Source organism: Niastella sp. OAS944, from assembly GCA_024809215.1.
GTDB lineage: Bacteria > Bacteroidota > Bacteroidia > Chitinophagales > Chitinophagaceae > Niastella.
Window position 1 is genome coordinate 2,044,825 of the sequence record JANUBW010000001.1, and the last position, 24,121, is coordinate 2,068,945.

Below are 24,121 nucleotides of genomic sequence, written 5' to 3' on the forward strand. Positions count from 1 at the left end.
GTAGTTGATAAGGTGATAGAGGTTATAGAGTTGATAAAGGGAAATACAGTTTTTAGTTCTTAGTTTTTAGTTCTTAGTTTTTAGTTCTTAGTTTTTAGTTCTTAGTTCTTAGTTTTTAGTTCTTTTATTTAAGACTCACGTGCATTGGCAGTCCTCGCCTGCGTGCAGTTGTATTTCATTATCACATTAGCAAATTATCACATTATCACATTAGCCTTACCGGTGTTGTTCATACTTATTCACCACAACAGCTGCTTTTAAGGCAGCCATTTCCTTTTCATTGAGGGCAGGTGTTTGCACCGCCCCCACCGCTTCTTCTAGCTGCTGTATAGTTCTTATACCTGCAACCGCAGCGGAAATGGCCGGATGCTGTAGTACATAGCGCAATGTTGTTTGAGCAGCATTGCGTTTACTGTTCGATATTTTTTGAATGGCCGCTGCTGCCTTTTCAACCTCTTGAGGTGAGTAGTTCAAATATGCTTTAGGCGGTTTATTTATAAGCAGACCCTGTGCTACAGCACCGCGGGCCAGCACCCCAATGTTATTTTCCTGTAATAGTTGTAAACAGGTTTCCTCGGGCCGCCTGTCGAGCAGGCTGTACTGCATCATTACACTTACGATATTAGAGCGTTTGATATACTCGCTAATTACATTAGGCCTAATGGATGAAATACCGTAATTCCTGATCTTACCCTGTTGCTTAAGCAGTTCAAATGCTTCAATGGTTTCATCAATAGGATCATCTATGGTGCCGCCGTGCAGCTGGTACAGGTCAAGGTGATCAACCTGCAGCCGTTTAAGGCTGCCTTCTACCTGTTCAAGAATATAATCCTTACGCGGGTTCCAGTCCCACCCGCTGCCATCTGCACGCCATTGGTTACCTACTTTGGAAGCTATATATATGTTTTGGCGATAAGGTTTAAGCGCCTTACCTACCATACTTTCATTTAAACCTTTTGCATACAGATCGGCCGTGTCGAAAAAGTTGATGCCTAAGTCAACCGCACGGTGTAAGATGTTTTCGCTTCCGGCATAATCATCGCCCAGCGACATACAACCAAAAGCAATACGGCTAATGCGCATGTCTGATTTTCCCAGCTGTATATATTCCATGGTATAAATGTCGTATAAAAAACAAATGTGCCCCGGTTTGTCGGGGCACATTTTCTATGATAAGTAAGTTAGTAGCTATATTACCATCTGAAATCGAAATATAAAGTACCGCTTAACTGCTCGCTGGCGCTCTTTAAGCTTTTAGAAGGCGCAGTTTCCGCAGGTTTAGTGCCCAAACCACTGATCTGGTGCATGAAACCAATGTTACCATTATCGGGGAATGGCGTACCGCTGAACTCATTCAATGTAGAGCCTGGTTTTAATGGGCTGAACATTTGCAGGAACAGGTTGGGCGTTTCGGTATACATGGTAAAGGCACCCATGTTTGTTGTGAACTGTACCCAGTAAATATCTGCATGCCATCCTTTATATTCTGCGTTTCCTTTGTTGGTTTTTTCCCACACACCTATCGTTTGACCTTTGGTGCGGTTCTTCCAAACCTGGAAGGGGCCGCGACCAAACCACTTCATACCAGCTATCTTTTCTTCAGGATATTTGAAGGTGATACCGGTAAATTCACCAGGTGACTTCATAGCGTATGAATAATCCATACGAGGCAGCTCACCAGTGTGGAAGGTCCACTTAACGCTCAGTGAGCTCTCACCTTTATAAGTAATATCTACTGTATGGGTATTATCTTTTACCAGGTGTTTGAAGTCGGCCATGGTATAGTTTGATAAACCAGCCAGGAACGGACCATTGAAAGGCAGATCACGTTTACCAACATATACTTTGGTAAGGATACCGCTCTTTTTATCGAAGATATAATTGATACCATCGCAAACCAATGACAGGTGCTCCGGATCTTCTGTACGCATGATGGTTGAGATAGAAGCAACCTCAGGACTTGTTTTTACCACATCTTCAGGTTTCATGATGGGGAACGTCCAGGTATATACTTCTTTATCTTTAAGATCGGTAACATTCAATTGCAGCACACTTGAATAAGTGAAAGGCTGAGAGAATGTAAATTTCAACTGGCCTTTTTCACCAGGACCGGTATAAGGTGATTCCAGTTTACCTTCTTCTACCACCAGTGGCTCCAGTGTTTTTTGGGTAGCTTTGGGGAACAATATCAGTTTCCAGCTGAACTTTAATCTGTTCAGGTTGGTATACAGGAATTTGTTCTCAACATTTATTACGCCGTTGAACGAAGGGCTGATGGAGTTGATATCGAAGCCAAGCGGAGCAAAGATCTCCTTAATGGCATTGTAGCTTGCCCATTTTTCTTTCGATTTAAGATCATATCCATGGGCAGGATCGATACCGTTATTGTCCTGATAAGTAGCAAGGAAGGTACCAGAGAATTTATTCGATCTGCTGGCTTCTGACCAGAACTCATCTAAACCGGCAGCGCGACCGCCAGAGAAGATACCGTTACCAATTTCTATAGGCGTATATGCTTCGGTGCCATATATAATAGAATTGGCTACTGTATTGAAATCTGATTTTTTACCGTTCTCTTTATTTACGGGATGGATAACATAACGGTTCTGCACATCTAAAGTGGCGAACTCTTTATCCAACTCTTTATTAGAAGCAAAGTCGGGACCGGTTGACCAACATACTACAGAAGGATGGTTCAAACCGCTGAACACGATCTCTTTTACCATTTCTTTTGGTTTACCACCAGGAGCAAGCTCGCTGATAACAAACAAACCTATAGAATCGCACAGGTCGAAGTAGTGCGGGTCAACAGGGTAGTACGACAACCGAACGGCGTTCATGTTCAGGTCTTTCATGGTATTGATATCAGTGAGGTAAGCTTCTTCCGAAGATCTTGCATTACCTAACTCAGCGCTTTTACGGTTAAGACCTTTAAAGATCACCTTAACGCCGTTTACATAAATACCATCGGGTTTTGATTCAACTGAACGGAAACCGAATTTTTTAGTAAAAGTGTATAATACTCCGGATGCGTCTTTTAAAGTTAATACGATCTGATACAGGTGTGGGTTTTCAGGGTTCCATGTTCTGATCATGGAAAACTGCTTTTTAATATCCGCTTTTTCAGTAGCGTTTACCGTTAAGGGTTCACCCAGTGGTTTACCGGTAGGGTCTAACACTGTGAACTCAATGGTTTGATTGGGTTGAATACCGCTACTGAACACCTGCATAGAGAAATCTCCTGATGCCTTGGCATCGATGGTTACCCGTTCTATATAAGAATCGAATACCTTGCGGGCGGCGGTGTTATGCGAGTTACTTGATGCCAGTCCCTGTTGTCCCAGCAGGCCAGGCAGGGGTAACTTGGCTCTAATGTCATTGGCACGATCGTTGGAACTGTAGAGACCACGTAAAGAGCCATGCTCTTTCTCAGTCTGTTGGGTTGCAGTTCCCTGTGCAAGCGCCTGGGCTATAATCCCATGCATGATCAACAAATGCAGGATAGTCTTTTTCATTTCAGGTGTATGGATAAGTAGCTACTAAATAAGATATCAGACCTAACCGTATAAAAACTACTGACCAGATCTTTTATAACCTGCCGGCAAGTAAGAATACCTTAGCGGGTTTTCTTCTCTGCGGTTGTTGGCTGGGGTTGGTAGTTTCTACGAACGGTGCAATATAATACTAAATTTTGTTTTGTCTAAGCGTTTTAAATCCTTTCAATGGTCCTATATATTCATCATTTCTTTTAGCAATACGTTTTGCAATAACACTCAAATTATGCCTTCAATATCACCTCAATTTCATTCAACTCTTCAGATGAGAACAGCCTGTTCTTTAAACAGGCAAGGTTGTTATCTAACTGTTCTACTGAGCTTACACCTATCAACACGGTTGTTATGCGTTTATCTTTCAGTAACCAGCTTAACGCCATTTGCGCCAGTGATTGCTTACGTCGTTTAGCTATGTCGTTCAGCTTTTGTATCTTCTCCAGTTTCTCGGGTGTTATATCATTCGTCTTTAAAAATCCATGTTCTTTCGATGCTCTTGAGCCTTCAGGCACTCCTTTTAAATACCTGTCGGTCAATAAACCCTGTGCCAGTGGCGAGAAGGGTATACAACCCACACCATATTCTTCTAATACATTCAACAAACCATCTTCTACCCATCTTTCAAACATCGAGTACTTGGGTTGATGTATAAGACACGGTGTACCCAGGTCCTTTAAGATCTGTAAGGCACGTTTTGCTTCGGGCGCCTTATAATTTGAGATGCCTGCATATAACGCTTTTCCACTCTTCACTATATCATGCAGCGCCATCATGGTTTCTTCCAACGGCGTTTCAGGATCGGGCCGGTGCGAGTAAAATATATCTACATAATTTAACCGCATCCGTTTTAAACTCTGATCGAGGCTCGATACCAGGTACTTTCTCGATCCCCAGTTGCCGTAAGGCCCCGGCCACATAATATAACCTGCCTTTGTTGAAATGATCAGCTCATCGCGCAGGTTGCCTGAAAAGTCTTTCTTCAACATGGCGCCGAAATTCTCTTCGGCCGAACCGGGCGGTGGCCCATAGTTATTCGCCAGGTCAAAGTGCGTGATGCCTTTATCGAATGCATGCCTTACTATACGACGGGCATTCTTGAAATCGTCTACACCACCGAAATTATGCCATAAACCAAGCGACAAAGCCGGTAACAACAGACCGCTATTGCCGCAACGATTATACGTCATGGAATCGTAACGGGACGAAGACGGTATATATGCCATCTAAAAGTTATTGATTAATGGAATTCTTAAAAAAATGAAAGCACATTTGTCCTGAAGCCCCGGTGCATTGCGTTTCTATACACATAATCCTTGTTATTCAATGCGTAATATATATAACGCGAATTATTAGTATTTAAGTACGTATAGTAAAGAATAATACTTAGCCTCCGGGTTATAAAGTATACAGCCCTGCAAACTCTCCTCTGGTTTAAACTATACTGTATGTTAAACGCTACAACCTTTATTTAATTATGTGGTTAAACAAAACTAACAGCCGTTATTTTAACAATTTATTACAGGCCCAACGGGCATTTGACCGGATAACTTATTGCTCAACAAGGCATAAGACAAGCCATGGGGAAACCCCTACAAATAGAGAGAAATTATTACAGATTGACCGTATATTTTACAAATAGGCATAAAAAAACCAGGCTGCCTTAAACTCAAAAGGCAACCTGGAAAAGGAAAAGGCATGGATAGCAATCGTTTGAGGCTGCTAAAATACCCTTTGCGCCTGGCTCTATAGGTACCAAAATGTATTTTTCATGGTACTAAAATGTTAACCCTACATATAAAAAGGGGTAGTCATTGCATTATCTAAAAAATAATATTATAATTGTTTCCAATACGCTAATACGCGAAAATTCAATACCCTATAGAATGAAGTATATCATTTGTGCGCTGGCTATTACCATATTGGCCGGCAGTAGTTGTAAGTCAAAATCGGAACCACCCATCGCTAACGAACCAGAAATTGTAAAGGAGAACCCGGTACCACAAAACCCGGCGCCGGATAACAATCCAACCAAACCGGCAGACCACGATCATCATACATGTGACAAATGTGATCACGAAGACAAGTGCCATCATCATGGCCATCACGAAGACGAATGCCATCATCATGACCATCACCATTGCCATCATAAAAAACTCCCGCCCGGCCATGAGAAAAAATTACATGGCGATAAATCGGCCCGCAAATATGCACCTGGGCATAAGAAACATTAAACACAGGATCTCTATATACAAGCCGTTCCGGTGAAGCCGGGACGGCTATTTTTTTGCTGTTTCTCCCCTTTAGGTGTTGGGGGCTTGGGTTTTCTTTGCAGCATACTCCGACGGCAGCAGGCCAAACTCCTTCTTAAAAGTGCGGGCAAAATACTTGGGGTTGTTGAACCCTACTTCATAAGCAATTTCTGAAATGGTAAACTGGCTTTTTTCAAGCAACTGCGCCGCCCGTTTTAACCGAAGCGTCTTTATAAAATCAAGTGGCGATTTACCGGTAAGGGCCAACAGCTTTTTATACAGGGCCACCCGGCTCATATGTAAAGCGCGGCTTAAGTCTTCAACAGAGAAATCGGGGTTACTTATATTCTGTTCAACCGTTTCAATTGACTGACGAATGAACTGTTCATCAACAGAAGTAATACTTATTTCTGTTGGGTTTACTTCCAACTGCTTTTGAAACAGTTTTCGCATGGCTTCCTGCTGAGCAAGCAGGTTTCTGATGCGCGACTGAAGCATTTCATAACTAAACGGCTTGGTAACATAATCGTTGGCGCCCACCTGAAAGGCTTCCATTTTAGGTTCTGCGGCCGAACGCGCCGTTAATAATATTACCGGAATATGTGAGGTATGTTTATCGTTCTTGATATTGCGGCACAACTGCATGCCATCCATTACAGGCATCATTACATCGCTTACTACCAGGTCGGGCTGAAGCTGTTTTGTTCTTTCCCAACCTTCGGCCCCGTTCACTGCTTCGTACACCGTATAATTGCGGCGCAGGTTATCTTTCAGGTAGAACCGTATATCTTCGTTATCATCAACAATTAAAATAACCGGTCGTTTGCGGTTTCCCTTCTCCGGTTGCTCAAGCTGCCCTTCCCCCACTTCTGCTGCCAGCAGCTCTTCGCTAACAGGGGCAGTAGTTTCCACAGCAGCACCTGTTACCGGCAGCAATACCGTAAAACAGGTTCCTTTACCAGGTTCACTTGTTACACCAAGAGTTCCCTGGTGCAGGCGAACAAACTCTTTTGATATGGCCAGGCCAATACCACTCCCCTGGTTTAAAATACTGCCCGGCACATCGTGTTGAAAGAAACGTTCAAATATTTTATCCTGGTCTTCAACCGGAATACCAATACCACTATCTCTTACCTGAATGGAAACATATTGCGATTGCATGCTCACCATTACCTCTATGTTCCCGTACTCGGGTGTGAACTTAAATGCATTTGACAACAGGTTAAATAAAATACGTTCCAGTTTATCGGGGTCAAAAGATATTTGCAGGTAAGCAATATCGGTGGTAAAATTAAAGTTGATGTGTTTGGACACGGCCATATCGGTAAAGGAATGCGACACCTCTTTTACAAATGCTACAATATCGCCCAGCGATGGATATAAACGCAGCTCGCGCATTTCAAGCTTTCTAAAATCGAGCAATTGATTTACCAATGCCAGTAGTCGCCGGGCATTACGATATATTAACTGGTATTGCTTTTTCTGCTCGGGCTCATGCGTTTGCTTCAGCATCTTTTCTACCGGCGCCATTATCAATGACAGTGGTGTTCTAAACTCATGGCTTACATTGGTAAAGAATTTCAGCTTTAACAGGTCGAGTTCATGTACACGCTCGGCCTCTTTCTTTTGCTGAGCCAGTTGAAAACGCATATGCGCACGTTGAATGGTAAGGCGGCGGGCGGCAAATAAAATAGCAGCCAACAAAATAGCATAAATAATAAATGCCGGAATGGTTCGCCAAAACGGTGGCAATATAGTTATCACCAATGCACTGCCCTGTTCATTCCAAACACCATCGCCATTACTGGCCTTTACCCTAAAAGTATACTTGCCAGGATCGAGGTTGGTATAAGTAACGGTACGGTGTGAGCCATCGGTTGTTAGCCAGTCGTTATTAAAACCTTCGAGTTTATAGGCATACTGGTTCTTTTCGGGATTTGAATAATTGAGCGCAGCAAATTCAAGTGAAAAGATATTCTCATGATACTTAAGGGTGATCTCTTTCACTTCTGAAATAGCTGTATTTAACAGAACGCGATTATTGATCACCTCACCGGGCTGCGGGCTTTTATCGAATACCCGCAGGTCGGTGAGCACAACTTCGGGCACAATGGTATTATGAGCAATTGCCTCCGGACTAATTATATTAAATCCATTGGCACCGCCAAAGATCAGTTCGCCCTGTTTTGTTTTCAAGGCTGCATTCTCATTAAACTCGCGCCCCTGTAAGCCATCGCGCTCATCATAATTCCTGAACAGTATTTGTAAAACATCGTTCCCATTGTTTTGTAACCATGCCCTTGAAAGACCATTGGTAGTACCCAACCACAAGGTGTGGGCATTGTCTTCCATAATGGTGAGAATATTGTTTTCGGCCAACCCATCTGACGTACTGAAATGACGGAATGCGTTTGTGTTCTTATCAAATAAATTCAATCCGTCGCGGGTGGCAGCCCACATATTACCACGACTGTCTTTCAGCAAAGCGGTAACATTGTTATTACCTAAACTACGCTGGTCTTTTGAATCGTGCGCATAGTATATGAATTTACCGGTTTGTTTGTTTAAAATATTAATACCCGATTCGGTACCTATCCATAAATTACCCTGCTGATCCTCGGCCAGTGCCGAAACATAATCTGAATTGAGCGAACCAGGTCCCTTGCGATAATGATAAAAAATATTCTTTTGTGCATCGAACCGGTTCAACCCACCTCTTAGCGTACCGATCCATAATTGTTGTTGCGCATCTTCATATATTTCCCAAATGCTGTTATCAGAAATGCTGGTTGAGTCGGCCACATCGTTTTTATAATGAATAAACCGTTGCCCATTGTAACAATCGAGCCCGCCGTAATATGAACCTATCCATAGTTTTTTATTATGATCGATGCACAGACTTACTATTACATCATTACTGATGCTGTTGGCATTGGCCGGGTTGTGTTTGAATGTGCGATAAGTATTGTTACTGCGATCATAATAAATGAGACCGCCGCCATTGGTGCCTATCCATAAATTGCCTTTATCGTCTTCAACAAAACGGTTCACATCATCAAACGGCAGGCTGCGCGCATCTGACAATAAATGCCGGTACACCGGGAATTTAATGATGTTCTCATGGTAATAGTTGATGCCTTTTTTATAGGACCCCAACCAAATGATGCCGGTATTATCGCGGTAAATGGCATTGATGCTGTTCTGGCTTATGCTCTTTATATCTTCCGCTTTATTCTCGAGGTAAGAAATACTACCGGTTCTTTTGTTTATCAAATTCACCCCACCATGATCGGTGGTGATCCAGATCATTCCATTATTATCCTGCTGAATACCGGTAACCAAATTGTTGTTCAATCTTGTAACACTTCCCTCGCGGTGATAATGCAACAGTTGGTTGGTGACGGTATTAAAGCAGAATGCTCCCTGCGGGTAGCTGTCAGTATAGATCCATAGCTCATTTTGCATATCGGCAAACAAGCGGTAACGCAATTCATCTGAACGTTTAAAGATATCGGCTTTGCTAAAGATCAGTTTTTCCGTTGCGGAGTTATAACCTTCCAGTAGCCCATCGGCATATATTACCCAAATAATGCCGGCATTATCGGCAGCCATATCGGCAATATCGGGCGCATTGCCTTTTACTGCCTGCCGGTAAAAGGTACGAACCGTTTGTGCGGCCGGGTTATATTTGCTGAAGCCTACACCCGTTTGTGCAAACCAGTAACTACCCTGTTTATCTTTTACAATATCGGTGACCGGGGCAACGGGCAACTTCAGTTGGCGGCAATAGGCCAGTGTATTGGCGTTGGCTTTTTCAGAAACGGGATCAAAAATGCATTGTCCGTACCGGGTATCGACCCAGAATTTATTATGCGGTCCTTCCTGAATTTTTACAATAAGATCGTCGTTCAGCGAGGTGGAGTCGTTCTCTCTATGCCGGAAAACTTTAAATGTATAACCATCGTAACGGTTCAAACCCGAGGCGGTCCCAAACCACATAAAGCCTTTGGCGTCTTTTATAATGGCGGTAACCTGGTTGTGTGATAATCCGTTTGAGATATCGAGGTGAGAAAAAGGATATTGCACAGGTTGTGCAGCTACAGGAAAGAAGTTTAGTAAAAAAACAAGCGTTATAATCAATAAGCGGTCAATCATGGTAAATCGGCTCCCGCTCATTAGCGGAATGGCAATCATTTGTGAACAGTAATTAGCAATTGTTTATTTGACAATACAGGCATTCTTGTTGATGTCTGTGCCGGCTATAAATGTACGGGAATTAGTTGACTAGTTGACAGGTTGACGAGGGAGTTGACGAGGGAGTTGAAAAGGTGATAGAGTTTATAGAGTTGATATAGGCGTAGGAGAAAGTTATTAGGTTATTAGTTAATAGGTTGGAAAAAGGCGTGAGTGGTGAGTGGTGAGTGGTGAGTAAGCTCGCGAAATTTGATCGAAACTCTATTAGGTCAGCACAAAAAAATTAACCCGTGCCACGATCCGAAACCATGACACGGGAACTATGAACTATGAACTATGAACTAAAAACTAAGAACTGAGAACTAACGTATTTGCCCATTCCCCTGCAGCAACCATTTTTCGGTAACCAGTTTCTCCAATGCAAAGGGGCCGCGGGCATGTAGTTTTTGGGTGCTTATACCAATTTCAGCGCCAAGGCCCATTTCTTCACCATCGGTAAAACGGGTCGATGCATTGGTATATACCGCAGCGGCATCTACTTCCTGCAGAAAACGGGCGCAATGCTTTTTATTATTGCTTACAATAGCTTCTGAGTGTTTGGTTGAATGCTCGCGGATATGGTCCAGCGCTTCGTCGATGTTCTTCACCACTTTAACCGCGCATTTCAGGCTCTGGAACTCCCGGTCGAAATCTTCGGGAGCCGCTTTTTGTAAATGCGGATAACCTTTTAATAATTTATGCGATTTGGCATCGGCAAATATCTCTACCTGGTGCTCATTAAACTTCGGTTGTAATTGTTTCAGGAATGCGGGCGCCACTGATTCATCGACCAACACCGTGTCCATAGCATTGCACACAGACGGACGCGATACCTTGGCATTCACGACAATATCTACAGCTTTCTTAATAGACGCCTCTTTCTCCACATATACGTGGCACACGCCCGCACCAGTTTCTATCACCGGCACCTGGCTATTCTTTCTTACAAACTGTATCAGCGATTCGGAACCACGGGGTATTAATACGTCTACATATTTTGTAGCGGTAAATAATTCCTGTACGGTTTCCCGTGCCGATGGCAACAGGGTCACACAATCGGGATCGATGCCATTTGCCTTCAGCACTTTTTTGATGAGGCGAATGGCTGCCTGGTTGGAGTTATCGGCTTCGCTGCTGCCTTTGAGCACGCAACCATTCTGGCTACGGATACAAAGAGCCGCAATATCGAACGTTACATTGGGGCGTGATTCATAAATAGCTCCAACAACACCCAATGGAACGGCTATCTTTTGCAACAACAATCCATTGTCGAGGCGGCGCTTCTCCAGCGTTTTACCGCTGGGGTTAGGCAGCCGGCTAATGTTGCGAATGCTATTGGCTATACCTGCAATGCGTTGTTTGTTCAGGATCAGCCTGTCTACACGCGGATTTTCGGGATCCTGTTTCTCTACATCGAGCTGGTTTGCTTTCAGTATTGCATTGCTGTTCTTCTCCAGCTCATCGGCCAGTTGTAATAAAACAGCTTTCAGTTGTTTATCGCTCGCCTGCCGCAGGTTGATAGCGGCTTTCCAGGTCTTTATTATCTGTGGTTGTATTGTGCTCATCAGGCCATCTTTAAAATATTACAATATCATCGGCATGTGCTGCCAGTACGTTCTTTTGCGAAATACCATCTCTAATGGCCGCCGCCTCTAGCTTAACCTTGGCAACGCCAATAATGTTCTCTTCTTCGTCTTTTATTTGAACAACTTCACCAGTTGCAAATTTACCCTGTACATTGGTAACGCCTACGGTAAGCAAACTGCGGCGTTGGCGCAGGGCTTTAACCGCCCCTTTGTCAACCGAAATAGAGCCCAGTGTAATAGAACCACTGGCCAGCCATTTTTGTCGCGCTTTTAAATTTGAGGCCTGCGAAACAAAGGTGGTACCGTTGTTCCCCTCAAGCGCATCGGCAAATGGAGTTTTGCCAGCCAGTCCGCAAATGATCACCTGAATACCCAGTGAGGTAGCCAGGCGGGTAAAAGTGAGTTTGGAGGTCATGCCGCCAAGGCCCAGGCTGCTTTTACCGGTTTGCACAAAACCCATCACCTTGCTGTCGATCTTTTCAACGCGGGGGATTATTTTTTTGGCATCATCCACAAACCCGCCTACTGAGGTACAAATGACGAGTGTTTCGGCATCGAAACCTACGGCAATGAGGGTAGCCAGTTCGTCGTTGTCGCTGAACTTCAACTCAACATTACTTACCAGGTCGTTCTCGTTCACAATAGGCAGAATACCGTTTTGCCAAAATGCTTCAAAGGTTTCTTTCAACTGCAGGAACTGAAACCGGTTGCTAAAATGGTGGCGTTCACACAAAGCTTGCGCCACCGGAATATCGTACTTCGAAAATTGCTTTTGGTATAATTGAATAAGTAGTGGGTTGCCCACTGCGGCCGCAGCTTTGCGCTCAGTGATACTGCCCTTGTAATTCTGAATAAAAACTTTACCGCTCCCAACCGCCCCACTTGAAACCAGCACCACCCGGTGGGTAGAAAACAATTCCGCTATCTCTGCCGCTACCTTTTTTATAATGGAATGACTGATAACGCCCTCTTCATTAGTTATGACCGCTGTGCCAAGCTTAATAACAATAACCGGTTTTTGCATGGCGCAAATTTAACGCAAAACGCTTAACGTGGAACGCAGAACGCAAAACACAGGCTCAGCACTGTGCTTTTATGAGCCTCGCTAACCGTCGCGAACTCCAATACACGAAAATAGCGTTCAGCGTTCAGCATTTGGCGTTCAGCATTTTCCGGGCAAGAATTTCCACAAAGAAACACTTCAAATCATATGAATTTCAACTATTTACAACAGGCACGTCATTTTAGATATTACTAATAAACAAACAAATATGAAAGCGTTTTATTACTTGATATTTGTGCTGATGACCATGTTTTATACAAGTTGTGCAGCAATTGAAACCATTTTTAAAGCAGGTATGTGGTGGGGAATTATTTTAGTGGTGGGTGTAATAGCCTTAATATTCTTTATTATTAGTAAGTTGTTTGGGAGAAAATAATCAATTGGCAATAGACAACAGGCAATAGGCAAAGAATTCCCAATTGCCTTAATTTCTAAATTCCTGACTGATCATTAGTCCATACTTGCCACCGTCGACGATTCCAACACCGAGGCGGCCAAATTCAGGTCGAAGAATATTGGCCCTATGGCCCGGTGAATGCATCAACCCACTATGAGCAATATCGAGCGTTGGCGCCAACGCAATATTTTCACCGGCATTGGTAAATTGGACCCCATCACTACGCATGCGATCGAAGGGTCCCATGCCATTAGGCGATACATGCGAAAAATATCCCTGCTGAAACATATCAACTGAATGCTTCCGGGCTACGTCGGTCAATTCCGGATCGGCTTTCACTGTATTCAACCCTGCTTTTATTCGTTCGGCATTTACCCAGCTTAACATAAGAGCTTCCAGATCGGCACGGGGCGGAGGGGCAATTACTTTAAAAGGAAGGATCACCGTTTGATCGGAACCCGGTTTTACCGTTAACCGGTTCATAGTTCTTTCTACTTCATCAAAAACGAGCGATAATTTAGTTTCTATCCACTCGGCCGGCACCGATAATTTTACCACAAAACGGCTTTCGCGGGTTTTGTTCGAAATATTATTACTGATGGGCAGGGCCAGCAACAACGCTGCACCTATTATAGCATGCGCTACGCCATTAAAAAAACCCGGTATCATGCCAAGGAATTTATTATCCCAGCGGCCATGCGCTTCGGCCGGAATTTTACGTAGTGTATGATTGATGAGCCAATTTGTTAATACCCGCATGAGAACATATGTAACTATAAAAGAAAGCGGTAAGGCCCAGGAACCGAGTGAGGGAAAACATTTGTTTACAAAAGTGGTAGGGTAAGGGTATAATAAAAAGGTGGCGGCAATGCTGATCACTAAACCAAGCAAATACAATAACTCCAGGATAAATCCTTTTTGCCAACCATCCCAAATGCCATAGGCTACTATTACCAGTAGCAATATATCGACCCAATTCATACTTGCACTCTTTGGTATTACCAGTAAAAAACCATGCTACAGGTATGAATTGTATTTTTCAGGTATTCTCTTGTAAGATTTACACCCGGGCATATCGTATTGTTGCTAAAATTCTACAATTATAGTTGCAAACCGAACTAAAATAATAAAGCCCGGATAGAAATCCAGGCCTGTTAAAAATCCAATATCCTATGAAAAACCGTACTACTAACGGTGTTCGTGGTTCGTAAATTGTGAGCTGGAGAAAAATATTTTTTCCAGCATTTTTTATAAGTGCTTCCCTTCTGAAAATGTGTTGTTTATACCTATTAATAAATCACAACAGGGATGAAAATCGCTACTGGTTAACCAACACTAAAAAGAAATGTTAACGCATAATTCCTGAATCTATCACACGTCCTACATATTTATTATCCTGCAAAATCCACGTCACCTCATATTTGCCGATGGACTCGCTGTTCACCATGTAGATGTACAATCTCTTTTTGTCGGCCGACTGCAGCACTGCATTATGTGTTTTTATGGTTCCGCCTTCTGAGTAAGTAAAATCGGGATGGAACAGATCGGCATATGCCGTTGGCGGAATAGCCACTGTATCCTTATTATTAACTATAACAGTAACCGAAGTTATGGCTGTAGTTGGAACGGTGCCATAATCGCCGTAATAAGGTTTATTATCTATCTTAACGAGGTATTTCTTCTCATAGTAATAAAACAATTTGTGTTTTGATGCATCGAAAGGACCGCTGCTGATCACCACTTTTATGTTATTACCTTCAAAAGTTATAGATTTCATGTTGAAGTCGGTAGCAGGTATTCTTTGGAGCGGATTTTTTCCGAGCCGCTCGTCAATACCGCCAATGGTAAATGTGGCCAGGTCGTCGCGAATTTCGCCTTTCGGATATTTTGTAAAGCTTTCTCTTTTATTTCGGAGATCGGGCAACGGTTCATCCTGGGCCATGGCGCCAATACTAAAGCCCAGCAGGCACAGGGTTATTAAGGATCGCATAGTTTGATTATTTGTTCCTGGCGAAAATAGTTACAATTGGAGGATTTTTTGCCAAAGGATTGTTAACACGGAGGGGGAGTTGACGGGTTGATAAGGAGTTGACGGGTTAACAAGTTGACGGGTTAACAAGGAAAAACCCGAACTTCCAGGCCCCAATTGTTTTCGGAAGTCTGAAGGTTCGGGCCCTGGGAACCGGGAACCGGAAACTGGAAACTATTTATTCACTGGCGGTAACTGAGGAAATGCAGCCCCTCCTTCAAGATTGAACACCGTAAAACTATCAACTCCATGAGCTTCTGCCGCATGGGCGAAATATTCGGGCCGGTTATTGCCCCACTGCACCGAGCAGTTGCGCAGGCGAATGTTTTGCGCCTGGTCGAAATAAAACGCTGAGGTGCGCCCCTTTACAAATCCTTCCACATTGGCCGGACGGCGATCATACACGCCACCAGGAATATTGGTGGTTTTATTAAGCTGAACATCAACATTATCGAAACTAATATTTACGATCTTACCGGCCGATTCGCCGCTTACATAAATACCGTTCTCGCCGATGCATTTAATATTACTGAACGAAATATTGTACACCATACCTACCCTGCCTTCCGTAGCGCCTTTGGGAAAACGCCAGTTGGCATCCTTATGGTTGATCTTTGCCCGGCGGTAAGCGGTTACATAAATTGGTTCGGCCTTGCCCCACCATACATCACTGAACAAATGGCCCTCAACGATCATGTTCGAAAAAATAACATCATGCACCACGCCTTCATCACGGTTTTGTATACCCACTCCACGGTTGCTGTTCTTAATAATGCAATTATTGAACACCACCTGGCGAATGGTATCCATATTTTCTGAACCAATCTTTATGGCACAGCTTCTCGAGGTCATGGTACAGTTAGTTACGGTAATATTCTCGCAACAGCCAAACTCCTCATACTCGCGGCGGTTCTTCAGGCAAATACAATCGTCGCCGCTCTCAATATAACAATCGCTGATGCGTACATTCTTGCTATGATCTACATCGATGCCATCGCTGTTACGCACCTTTAGTGAATTTAACAACGTAATACCGTTTATCACCACATCGTTGCAACCAGCCAGGTGAACAGTCCAGTAGGCAGAGTTGCCAATGCGTACATCCCTGATGCGGATATTTTTACCGCCAACTATTGTGAGCACATGCGGGCGGGGGTCAAGAATGTTGAAAGGTTTAAGCTCATATGAATCATCGAGCTCTTTGCCCATAAAAGAAATGCCGTTGCCATCGATCTCACCCAAACCAGTGATCGAAACATCGCGAATATTCTCCCCGCCTATCCATATGGTTCCTTCGCCGGGGTTCTGGCGAAAAGCGCTTTTTGTGTATGCCTTTTCATCAGGATTGGCCAGTAGTTTGGCGCCCGCTTCTACATGCAGATCGATCCCTGACTTTAAATTAAACGGACTGGCCACAAAAACATGGCCTGAGGGTACCAACACCCGGCCGCCCCCACTCTTTGAGCAGGCATCGATGGCTTTTTGAATAGCGGGGGCGTCGTTTGTTTTGCCGTCGCCTTTGGCGCCATAGGTCATTATATTATAAATGCGTTGTGCGGTAAGCGGCAGGGTTATCAACAATACTAAGCTTACTATAGACAGTTTCTTTATCATCACAGTGGGTTTTATTTTAATGCCGCAGGGCGGGCATTGGGTGAGGCGCCCCAGGCGCCGCGATTTTGTTGTAGTTCGATTTCCAGCATGCCGCCTTTCATAATATCGGCATAGGTAATAAAATTCTTAGGGTATGGTTTTCCATTAAGCTTTACCTGTTTAATATATATATCCCCGGCAGATTGCTTTTTACAAACGATCTGCAGCTTTTTATTATCAGGCAATTGCATGGTGATGTTGTCGAAAATGGGCGAACAAAGCAGATGCTCACCCGAAACAGGATCAAGCGGGTAAAGCCCAAGCGCGGCAAATACATACCAGGCGCTCATTTGACCGGCATCGTCGTTGCCACTTAAACCTCCGGGGCCGTCGCTGTACTCTTCGCCCAGTATATTACGTACCACCTGTTGGGTTTTCCAGGGCGAAGGCGTGTAATTGTACATGAACGGAATTTGGTGCCCCGGTTCATTACCATGCCAGTATTCATTTTTTGCAAACAGGGTATCGAGCGCATTTTCCAGGGCTTTATCGCCACCCATTAGAGTTGCCAATCCGCTTACATCGTGTGGTACATAAAAAGTATACTGGCGTGGTGTTCCTTCTGTTATATAGGGCTCGCGTTTATCGGCATTAAAGGGTTGGTACCAATGCCCGTCGACGTATTTACCACGAACCAATCCTACGCTTTTATCAAATACATTTTTATAATTTAATGAACGTTTGCGCAGCGCATTGTAATCGGCTGTTTTGCCCAGGCCTTTGGCCACCACCGATAATGCATAATCATCATAAGCATATTCGAGGGTGCGGCTCACCTGTTCTTTTTTATGAAAGGCTTCCTGAACACTGTCTTCCATAGGAATATAACCGTATTGTAAATACGATTGCAGGGCACGCCGGCCTTTTCCATTTATATAATCTTCGTTATTGGGCGAATCAAATGCATTCTGCCGCATCAGCTTATAGGCTGCAGCCACATCGTAATTCCTAATGCCTTTTGCATATGCAGAAGCAATAAAGGCTGTTACATGATCGCCGATCATGGCGGCTGTATAACTATTCCAGCAGGGGAAAATGGGCAACCAGCCTCCCTGTTGTCCCTTTAGCACCATAGATGAAACAAATTGGTTTACCCGCGTGGGCTGCAGTATTTGTAACAAAGGCAATTGCGCACGGTAAATATCCCACATAGAGAAATCGTCGTAGTACTGTCCATCGGCCAGCCTTTTCAAACTTCCGCCTGCAAATGCCGGGTACGTGCCACTTATATCGCTAAACAGTCGGGGATGTTGCAGCGCGTGATACATGGCCGTATAAAAAATGCGTTTATCTTTTTCATTTGTTCCCTGTACCTGTATTTGTGAAAGCGCCTGCTGCCAGGTTTTATTGGCCTGGGCCAATACTGTATAAAAATCCCAGCCGGGAACTTCAGCATTCAGATTGCTTTTTGCTTCTGTTATACTGCAGAAAGAAGTTCCAATACGTACACGAAGCTGTTCGCCCTTCTTTAGCTTAAACCCAACAAAGGCGCCTATATTCTTTTCATTATGGATGTTGGCGTTGGCAAATACTTCGGCTTCCCGAAATGCACCTTTACGCACTGGTACTATTTCAAACTCAATACAAAAGTAACCACTAAAGCCAGCCGCATTGCCCCAACCCTGGTAAATACGATGCACGGGGTTACTTCCACATACGGAGGTTCCTGAAGGGTCAATCATAATTTTCCCTTCACCCCTATCGCTGTTGGGCACGATCAATAAGAATAAGCTATCATCCTGCTCCATAGTGAACTGCATCATACTGCAACGGGCAGTTGATGTTAATTCGGTAGTAATTTTATATTCCGGTAATGCAACTTTATAATAGGCGGGTGTAGTAATTTCCTGCTCATGTGAGAAACGTGTGGCGAAATTGGTTGTTCGCAAAGTGCCGGTCACCGGCATTATAGTTACACTACCATAGTCCTGCATGCAGGAACCGCTGATCCAGTGCGTACCGCGAAAACCGTTTATAAGGCTGTCTTTATAAAAGTAAGGGGGAATACACTTGGTTTCAGAAGTACGGGTTTGCGGTGTCCATTGCGTCATGCCAAATGGCACCCCAACTGCGGGAATGGTATTGGCATTCTTCTCTGAACCGGCTTCACTGTGCTTTTGTGCGGCTGTAGTTGTTGAAGGAGCTGTACCTGATAAAGGTTGAACGTATTTTACCAGGTCCTGGCTATATACGCATCCCGTCAGCGCTATAAGCAAATTATATAAAAGTAGCTTTTTCATCATAATTGCAATTTAAAAAAAACTCCAGGCTGGAAAGCCCGGAGGGTCAGTATTTACTGCTACATGATTATGAAAAAAAATGTAATTAAACTTCAAAAATGGACTGGAATATGTGGATTTTAAAAGCGGCTTTGGGTTGAAAATAGACCGGGCCTCTAAGGCGGGGCCCGGTTCTATATTTATCGCCTTTCCTAAAACTAAAACTTACAGGTTCTGTTGGGTATAATAAGTTTAGTAGCCGGTGTTTTGCGTCAGCTTGGGATTTGTAGCAAACGCATTGGTTGGAATCGGGAATATTCTCCGATATACGTCAGCATTGGTTTTAAAACCCCATTTGCCTTCGTATTTACCATACCGTATCATATCATTACGATGCCATGCTTCCCATGCGAACTCACGGCTACGTTCATTGTATATGCTATCCAGATTTATTGTACTCCAGGCAGCAGCGGTGGTACGGTTTGCACGCAGGTCGTTTGCCAGTGACAAAGCTGTTTGACTAAGCGTAGCATTGCCTCCACGAAGTATAGCCTCTGCTTTCATAAGTACGATATCGGAATATCTGAAAACGGGAATATCATTATTCTGGTTTCTGCTGGCAGAAGTAGCATCGGGATAGAATTTAATATTACGGTATCCCATGTTCCAGGCCACCTCATCGTTTCCACTATCAAACGGCGCCGCGCTGTTCCTGAGCTCAATATTCGGCGTCAGGTCTACATGATAGATGTAGGGCGTATTGTCACCCTTAAAGGTGATGGCATCATAACCGGCCTTGGTAGTTGTAACTGTAAGTGGAGTAACACCATCTGGCAGGTATTGTTTGCCAGTAAGCCACTGCTTATTACGCACATCATTGGCATCATAAAAATAAGCATAATACTCAGGCAAAGTACTTGCAGGGCCGCCTGGGACGTGATTGATATTGAAAACATTATACCCTGCACCGGCGGCCACTTTACCCATGGAGCGCGGCAGATCATAACGGTTATGATAGTTTGCCGAACGGAAAGCGAAGGTATTGGCTGAGGTAGCATCAAACGGTATGGCGAAGATGAACTCTTCTTTACTACCTACAGCTGTTGGACCGTTTGTAGGATAAAACGCTTTCAAATAATTAGCTGAACTGGCTATGCTGAACTTACCTGAACTGATGATATTATCGCAGGCTGCTATACACTCATTATACATTTTGGTGCCTGTATAATACTCGGCGTTCAGATACATTTTTGCCAACAGGGCATAAGCACCGTATTGGGTAAACCGGCCATACGTGCTGGTGTTAACAGTAGTGCTCAGGTTGGGCAACGCCGATTTTATTTCGTCAACAATAAAAGCGAATACCTCTGCCCGTGGCGTTTTATCACGCGGAGTAAAATCTCCGTATGTGGTAAAAATGGGAACATTGCCATAGTTATCCATCATAAAATAATACGCAAGCGCACGTACCATTTTCAACTCGGCCAGCGACTGGTCCTTGGTAGCTCCTTCGGGTTGTGTTCTACCAAGGATAGACAATTCCTGGTTCACTACCCCAATGATGGTGGAAAGCCAGTACCAGTTACCATTCAAATAACCGTTGTCTTTGGTCCAGGTATGGTAATGCATTTCCATATTCTGCCCACCATCGTACCAGTTACCGCCTCTTGCCTGCATAATGCCTTCATCGGTACTATAGGTTTGCTGAAAGAAATACTCGATACCAATGTTACCTCTTAATGCAACATAGGCTGGGCCTGCTGCAGAGATATAAGAAGCGGAATCTGCCGGAAATACATCTGGCGTTAATTCGGAGGTGGCTTTTACCGTTACCTTATGACACGAAACCATAGCGCCAGCAGCCATCAACGAAGTTGCTATATTTATAAGTCGTTTTTTCATATTACACAATTTTGCTGGTTAAATTAGAAGGATACATTTGCTCCAAACAGGATAGTGCGGGTTTTGGGATAGAAGTTGTTGTAATCGATGCCGGGGGCAATACCACCCTGGTTCACCTCAGGATCTACACCTTTATAATTGGTAATTATGAACAGATTGTTACCGGTAACATATAACCTTACAGATTTAACAGAATTACCCAGATTTTTCAATGTGTACCCTAAAGTGGCATTATCGAGCCTTACATAACTTCCGCTTTCAACAAAACGTGAAGAATAACGATATGCATTAAAGTCTGCAGTTGACTCACCCGCCGCTTCAACCAGGATATTGGTGAATTGGGCTGTGTTGGGACGGAACAGATCGGCACGGGTAGCATTGAATATCTTGTTACCAAATACACCACGGAACGAAACACCGAGGTCAAATTTACCATACTTGAAGTTATTCGACCAGCCCATCAACAGTTTAGGTTGTGCATTCCCGATGTAATAGTAATCAGTTCCCCGTGAGAAATCTTTGGTCAACAATGATTTTCCATCACCGCTCAGATATTGCGAAACACCAGCGGCATCTTTACCTTCATATTTAAAGGCATAGAACTGTCCCAGCGGATGTCCTTCTTTTAATATCGCTACCGGATTGCCCGATTGGCCAGAGCCTTCAGGATAACCTACAGCAACCGAGTCGCCGCCGGCGAACAACGGATTTCTAAGACTGGTTATCGTATTCTTATTGTGCGCCAGGTTAAGATTACTTGTCCAGGTAAATCTGCTATCTGAAATAATGTTACCGGTAAGGGCCAACTCTATACCTTTGTTCTCTATGCTTCCACCATTTGCAGTAATGCTGCCATTAGGCACAAGCGCCGGGTTAACATTATAACGATAGATCATACCCGTTGTCTTCTTTTTATATACGTCTACTGAACCACCCAGTTTACCATTAAGAATAGTGAAATCAACACCAAGGTTAGTGGTGGCAATTTCTTCCCATTTCAGATCAGGATTGGCTGCTGCTATAGGACCATAAGCTGCGGTAAGGTTACCATTGTAATAATAAGTACCCAAATTACCCATCAGGAACTGGGCCGTATAAGCGCCAAATCCAAAAGCATTACCGGTAATACCATAGCTTGCTCTCAATTTCAGATCGCTGAATAGGTTCTGCGATTTCATGAAATTCTCCTCGGTTAAACGCCAGGCCACCGCAACTGAAGGGAAGTAACCCCATTCGTTGTTTGTTCCAAATACTGAGCTACCGTCTCTTCTGAGCGACGCCTGTAAAATATACCGGTTATTATAAGTGTATTTCAACCGCGCGAAATCAGAGATCAGTTTTGTTTTCTGATAAATTCCACTTCCACCAAGACCTATTTGCGTAGTATAAGCATATGGATTGCTCAATGAAAGGTTCTGGTAGCCTGTATTGTCAACAGGGAAGTTATAAGTAGTTACCTGGAAACCATCGCCGTTCTCATTTTCCTGCCATGAATAACCTAATACGGCGTTTACATTATGCTTTCCTATTACTTTTTCCCAGGTAAAATATGTTTCAAGGATCTTGCTTTTGTTTGTGTAAGATTGCCTGTTTGCCTGACCGTTTGTTCCAAACGCCTGCTGACCATGGCCATAGGTAGTAGGATCAGGGTTATCATACATACCATTATAATTAGAGGTAAAATACCGGTCGAGGAAAGAACCATACAACATGGAATTGTAGATATAAGCCACGTTCAGGTTATACGTTAAACCAAAAGGCAGTTTAGCCTCGGCAGTTAAATTACCCATCAGGTTATTGGTCTTTGTATTCTGCTGGCTATGATTGAGCATAGACACAGGATTGTAATAACCAGATTTTGTAAGATTCTCGTAATAAGTTCCATTATCATTCTTAACCGGCGATACAGGCAGGTATTGAGCAGACTGTAATAAAACCGTATTCCGGTAAGGGATATCATCGGCATCATTATTTGAGTTGGTAACATTCAGCCCCAACTTCAATTTATCGTTCAGCATGTATTGTTCTACCGACAGGCGGGCAATTATACGCTTCAGGTTACTGTTCAATAAAATACCGGGCTTATTGAAGTAGTTCAAACTGGCACTGTAATTTCCATGATCGCCACCACCGCCAAGAAATATATTATGACTTGTTGATACAGCCTCATCGCGTTGAATAGCTTTCTGCCAATCTGTATCGGCGCCTTTATCATCCTGCGGTGTAAAACCTAAACCATTATTTGCCAGAAAACTTCTTAACTGGCCGGCGTCCATTACTTCTAACCGGCGCGATACTTTTTCAAGTGCCACAAACCCGTCGTAAGAAACCTGCGCCTGTCCTTTCTTTCCTCTTCTTGTAGTAACAATAATAACTCCATTAGAAGCACGGTTACCATAAATAGCCGTGGCAGCAGCATCTTTTAATACGTCAATTGCGGTTATATCGGCCGGAGCTATCAAAGCAATATCTGCACCGGGCACACCATCAATTACATAAAAGGGCCCGCCGGGACTGTTAATAGTAGAAGCACCTCTTAAAACCACTGCAGCAGGCCGGTTAGGGTCACCGCTTGCCGTAATATTCAAACCTGGTACTTTACCTTGCAATAACTGTCCTACATCACCAATAGAGCCTTTGTTCATCTCATCTGGCTTGATGGTAGTTATTGCGCTGGTTAACGATTTGCGTGAAGCTTTACCATAACCCACTACCACCACATCTGTCATGGTGAGGGCCGATGCACGCATGATTACGTCAAGTTTCACATCGCTGCCAACCAGCATTTCATAATTTTCGAGCGAAATACCACTGAACACCAACTTATCGCCTGCCTTGGCAGGAATGGTGAACGAACCATCTGATTTTGTAACAGTAACAATACTCTTTCCCATTACAGATACCGAAACACCTGGCAACGCACGGCCAGTAGAGTCTTTTACCGTTCCAGTATATAACTGTGATTGTGCCAGCATGTAAAGCGGCGTTAACAAAAGCAGCAGCAAAAGGCGTTTCCCCGCGCCATTCGGGAGCGACCGACAAAGCAATCTCATAACAAAAGTTTTAGGTTAAAGTGTTGAATCTTCCTTCCGGTTTTTTAATGTCTGATAAAATGTACTTGTTACATTTATCGTTTTTATTCTAAAAAAACACAACTACCTGAAGGTTGTGTTTTGCAAACGATTACGCGCACACTGATACAAACCACGCCTAAAACGGTAGTTTCTTCTCAGTGAGAT

14 protein-coding genes are annotated in these 24,121 nt (G+C 43.7%); 2 read left to right on the forward strand and 12 right to left on the reverse strand.

Annotated elements, in window-relative coordinates; translation table 11 throughout:
• Nucleotides 1–216: 216 nt before the first annotated feature.
• The 3 genes from GGD38_RS07915 to mgrA form a co-directional block, all read right to left on the reverse strand.
• On the reverse strand, nt 217–1,113 hold the full coding sequence (locus GGD38_RS07915; RefSeq protein WP_375298550.1) for an aldo/keto reductase: 897 nt from the start codon (nt 1,111–1,113) through the stop codon (nt 217–219).
• A gap of 80 nt (nt 1,114–1,193) precedes the next feature.
• Nucleotides 1,194–3,515, reverse strand: a complete 2,322-nt coding sequence (locus GGD38_RS07920) for a glycoside hydrolase family 2 TIM barrel-domain containing protein (protein WP_375298549.1) — start codon at nt 3,513–3,515, stop codon at nt 1,194–1,196.
• A gap of 263 nt (nt 3,516–3,778) precedes the next feature.
• Nucleotides 3,779–4,774, reverse strand: coding sequence for an L-glyceraldehyde 3-phosphate reductase (gene mgrA / locus GGD38_RS07925; protein ID WP_375298548.1), 996 nt, complete (start codon nt 4,772–4,774; stop codon nt 3,779–3,781).
• Between the two features lie 660 nt (nt 4,775–5,434).
• Here mgrA and GGD38_RS07930 point away from each other — a divergent pair.
• Nucleotides 5,435–5,782, forward strand: coding sequence for a hypothetical protein (locus tag GGD38_RS07930; protein ID WP_375298547.1), 348 nt, complete (start codon nt 5,435–5,437; stop codon nt 5,780–5,782).
• 69 nt (nt 5,783–5,851) lie between these two features.
• On the opposite strand, the gene GGD38_RS07935 is transcribed toward GGD38_RS07930, so the two are convergent.
• The 3 genes from GGD38_RS07935 to proB all read right to left on the reverse strand — a co-directional run bounded on the left by GGD38_RS07935 (nt 5,852) and on the right by proB (nt 12,643).
• A complete protein-coding gene (locus GGD38_RS07935) occupies nt 5,852–9,976 on the reverse strand; it encodes a two-component regulator propeller domain-containing protein (RefSeq protein ID WP_375298546.1) in 4,125 nt (1,374 codons plus the stop codon).
• 380 nt (nt 9,977–10,356) lie between these two features.
• On the reverse strand, nt 10,357–11,598 hold the full coding sequence (locus tag GGD38_RS07940; protein WP_375298545.1) for a glutamate-5-semialdehyde dehydrogenase: 1,242 nt from the start codon (nt 11,596–11,598) through the stop codon (nt 10,357–10,359).
• A gap of 10 nt (nt 11,599–11,608) precedes the next feature.
• A complete protein-coding gene (proB, locus tag GGD38_RS07945) occupies nt 11,609–12,643 on the reverse strand; it encodes a glutamate 5-kinase (RefSeq protein WP_375298544.1) in 1,035 nt (344 codons plus the stop codon).
• A gap of 247 nt (nt 12,644–12,890) precedes the next feature.
• Between proB and GGD38_RS07950 the strand changes: the two genes are divergently transcribed.
• Nucleotides 12,891–13,058 carry a hypothetical protein gene (locus GGD38_RS07950; protein ID WP_375298543.1) on the forward strand — a complete coding sequence of 56 codons (168 nt, stop codon included), beginning with the start codon at nt 12,891–12,893 and terminating at the stop codon, nt 13,056–13,058.
• 48 nt (nt 13,059–13,106) lie between these two features.
• Here GGD38_RS07950 and GGD38_RS07955 read toward each other — a convergent pair whose 3' ends face one another.
• From GGD38_RS07955 to GGD38_RS07980, 6 genes are all read right to left on the reverse strand, one after another.
• A complete protein-coding gene (locus GGD38_RS07955; protein ID WP_375298542.1) occupies nt 13,107–14,060 on the reverse strand; it encodes a CvpA family protein in 954 nt (317 codons plus the stop codon).
• 367 nt (nt 14,061–14,427) lie between these two features.
• Entirely contained in the window at nt 14,428–15,069 is a 642-nt protein-coding gene (locus GGD38_RS07960; protein ID WP_375298541.1) for a hypothetical protein, read from the reverse strand.
• Between the two features lie 213 nt (nt 15,070–15,282).
• A complete protein-coding gene (locus GGD38_RS07965; RefSeq protein ID WP_375298540.1) occupies nt 15,283–16,722 on the reverse strand; it encodes a glycoside hydrolase family 28 protein in 1,440 nt (479 codons plus the stop codon).
• Between the two features lie 11 nt (nt 16,723–16,733).
• Nucleotides 16,734–19,004 (reverse strand): GH92 family glycosyl hydrolase, encoded by a 2,271-nt coding sequence (locus GGD38_RS07970; RefSeq protein ID WP_375298539.1) that lies wholly within the window; start codon nt 19,002–19,004, stop codon nt 16,734–16,736.
• Nucleotides 19,005–19,232: 228 nt separating this feature from the next.
• Nucleotides 19,233–20,882, reverse strand: coding sequence for a RagB/SusD family nutrient uptake outer membrane protein (locus GGD38_RS07975; protein WP_375298538.1), 1,650 nt, complete (start codon nt 20,880–20,882; stop codon nt 19,233–19,235).
• A gap of 23 nt (nt 20,883–20,905) precedes the next feature.
• Nucleotides 20,906–23,935, reverse strand: coding sequence for a SusC/RagA family TonB-linked outer membrane protein (locus GGD38_RS07980; RefSeq protein WP_375298537.1), 3,030 nt, complete (start codon nt 23,933–23,935; stop codon nt 20,906–20,908).
• Between the last annotated feature and the right edge of the window lie 186 nt (nt 23,936–24,121).

Bases quoted from the DNA above. Each gene is read 5' to 3' on its own strand.
- GGD38_RS07915 (WP_375298550.1), bottom strand. From the start codon at position 1,113: ATGGAATATATACAGCTGGGAAAATCAGACATGCGCATTAGCCGTATT.
- GGD38_RS07920 (WP_375298549.1), bottom strand. From the start codon at position 3,515: ATGAAAAAGACTATCCTGCATTTGTTGATCATGCATGGGATTATAGCC.
- mgrA (WP_375298548.1), bottom strand. From the start codon at position 4,774: ATGGCATATATACCGTCTTCGTCCCGTTACGATTCCATGACGTATAAT.
- GGD38_RS07930 (WP_375298547.1), top strand. From the start codon at position 5,435: ATGAAGTATATCATTTGTGCGCTGGCTATTACCATATTGGCCGGCAGT.
- GGD38_RS07935 (WP_375298546.1), bottom strand. From the start codon at position 9,976: ATGAGCGGGAGCCGATTTACCATGATTGACCGCTTATTGATTATAACG.
- GGD38_RS07940 (WP_375298545.1), bottom strand. From the start codon at position 11,598: ATGAGCACAATACAACCACAGATAATAAAGACCTGGAAAGCCGCTATC.
- proB (WP_375298544.1), bottom strand. From the start codon at position 12,643: ATGCAAAAACCGGTTATTGTTATTAAGCTTGGCACAGCGGTCATAACT.
- GGD38_RS07950 (WP_375298543.1), top strand. From the start codon at position 12,891: ATGAAAGCGTTTTATTACTTGATATTTGTGCTGATGACCATGTTTTAT.
- GGD38_RS07955 (WP_375298542.1), bottom strand. From the start codon at position 14,060: ATGAATTGGGTCGATATATTGCTACTGGTAATAGTAGCCTATGGCATT.
- GGD38_RS07960 (WP_375298541.1), bottom strand. From the start codon at position 15,069: ATGCGATCCTTAATAACCCTGTGCCTGCTGGGCTTTAGTATTGGCGCC.
- GGD38_RS07965 (WP_375298540.1), bottom strand. From the start codon at position 16,722: ATGATAAAGAAACTGTCTATAGTAAGCTTAGTATTGTTGATAACCCTG.
- GGD38_RS07970 (WP_375298539.1), bottom strand. From the start codon at position 19,004: ATGATGAAAAAGCTACTTTTATATAATTTGCTTATAGCGCTGACGGGA.
- GGD38_RS07975 (WP_375298538.1), bottom strand. From the start codon at position 20,882: ATGAAAAAACGACTTATAAATATAGCAACTTCGTTGATGGCTGCTGGC.
- GGD38_RS07980 (WP_375298537.1), bottom strand. From the start codon at position 23,935: ATGAGATTGCTTTGTCGGTCGCTCCCGAATGGCGCGGGGAAACGCCTT.